Source organism: Streptomyces boncukensis (genome assembly GCF_011045075.1).
Taxonomy (GTDB): Bacteria; Actinomycetota; Actinomycetes; order Streptomycetales; family Streptomycetaceae; genus Streptomyces; species Streptomyces boncukensis.
In genome coordinates, this window is the sequence record NZ_JAAKZZ010000889.1 from 1 (window position 1) to 1771 (window position 1771).

Sequence of the window (1771 nt, forward strand, 5' to 3'; positions counted from 1 at the left end):
GTCCTGATCCCGGGAGGAAGTCCCCATGAGCGCAACGCCCCCCACCCTCATTCTGACCGGCGGCCAGGTCCTCACCGTCGACCAGGACTTCACCGTCGCCGAAGGCGTGGCCGTGCGCGGGCGGGACATCATCGCCGTCGGCACCGACGCGCAGATGCGTGCCCTGGCCGGCCCTCGCACCCGGACCGTCGAACTGGACGGCAGGACCGTCCTGCCCGGCATCAACGACTCACACCTGCACGGTGCCGCGTACGGGATGACGAAACCGCCCTTCGCCCTCGACGTCGCCCACCCCGCGGTGGGCTCCATCGCCGACATCGCCGTGGCCGTGCAGCGGACCGCACGGGCGGCCCGCCCCGGCGAGTGGATCGTCGGCCTCGGCTGGGACTCCGGCTACCTCGCCGAGTGCCTGGCCGACCCGCGCCGCTTCCCGCACCGTCGCGACCTGGACGCTGTCGCGCCGCACCACCCCGTCTGCCTGACCGACTTCTCCGCACACATGGTGTGGGCCAACACCGAGGCCCTGCGCCGCTGCGGCATCGACGCGGGCACCGTGCCGCCACCGGGCGGCGTGATCGACACCGACCCCGGCGGGGAGCCCACCGGCATCCTGCGGGAGGCCGCCCAGCGGCTCGTCCAGGACGCCCTGCCCACCCCCACGATCGCCCGGCGCCGCCAGGCCATCCTGGGCGTGGTCCGAGAACTCCACGCGCGCGGCATCACCAGCTACACCGAGCCCGGCCTCGGCCCCGGCGGCACCGGAACCCTCTTCAGCGGGCTGAGCACCGACAACTGGACCGCGTACGCCGGACTCGTGGCGGCCGGTGAACTCCACGCACGCGTCAGTGTCCTCCTACTGCCGGCACCCATGGGCGGCTCCGCCGACGACCTGCGCAAAGGGCTGGAAGAGCTGCGCCGCCCGGAGTCGGCGGACCCGCGGCTGCTGAACGCCATCGGCGTGAAGATCTTCGGCGACGGGGTGCCGCCGAACCGTACGGCCTGGATGAGCGAGCCCTACCCCGAGGGCGGCCACGGCGCGCTGTGCGTGCACGGCGACACCCCCGCCCTCCAGGTCGGCGAACTCCGCGAGATGATCCGCATCGCCCACGAGGCCGGCTTCCAACTGGGTGTGCACGTCACCGGTGACCGGGCGATCGACACGGTCGTGGACGCCTTCACCGCCGCGCACACGGCCGCACCCCGCCCCGACGCCCGCCACTACGTCATCCACGGCGACTTCATCACCCCCGGCAGCCTGGCCAAGCTGGCCGAGCACGGCTACGGCGTCAACATGAACCCGGCCGTCAAGTGGACCATCTCGGATCTGATGGACGAGGTCGTGGGACCCGAGCGCTCGGCCTACCAGTGGCCGACGCGGTCCGCCGTCGAGGCCGGCGTCCGGGTGTGCGCCAGCTCGGACGCGCCGATAACCGAGCCCGACTGGCGGCAGGGCGTCGCCTCGATGATGCTCCGCGAGTCCAAGGCCAGCGGCAGGCCGAGCGGCCCCGAACAGTGCGTGCCCCTCGCCGACGCGCTGCGCGCCTACACCGCCACCGCGGCCTGGCAGGACTTCGCCGACGACTGGAAGGGCACGGTCGAGCCGGGCAAGGCGGCGGATCTGTGCGTACTGGACCGGCCGCTGCTGGACCGCGACCCGCACGACATCACCGACGCGCAGGTGGACCTCACCGTGTTCGACGGCCGCGTCGTCCACGAACGCTGACCCCGCGACCCCCACAACCCCCGCGACCAAGGAGCCGGAGATGACATC

The 1771-nt window shown here is 72.9% G+C and carries 1 protein-coding gene; it reads left to right on the forward strand.

The annotated features are described in order from the left end of the window. The first annotated feature begins 25 nt into the window (after positions 1–25). The gene (locus G5C65_RS36725; RefSeq protein WP_165303369.1) at positions 26–1723 is read left to right on the forward strand and encodes an amidohydrolase; all 1698 of its coding nucleotides are present in this window, start codon (positions 26–28) and stop codon (positions 1721–1723) included. Positions 1724–1771 lie beyond the last annotated feature (48 nt).

What these genes read in the sequence shown, in the direction of transcription:
- G5C65_RS36725 (WP_165303369.1), top strand. Translation starts at nt 26, where the DNA reads ATGAGCGCAACGCCCCCCACCCTCATTCTGACCGGCGGCCAGGTCCTC.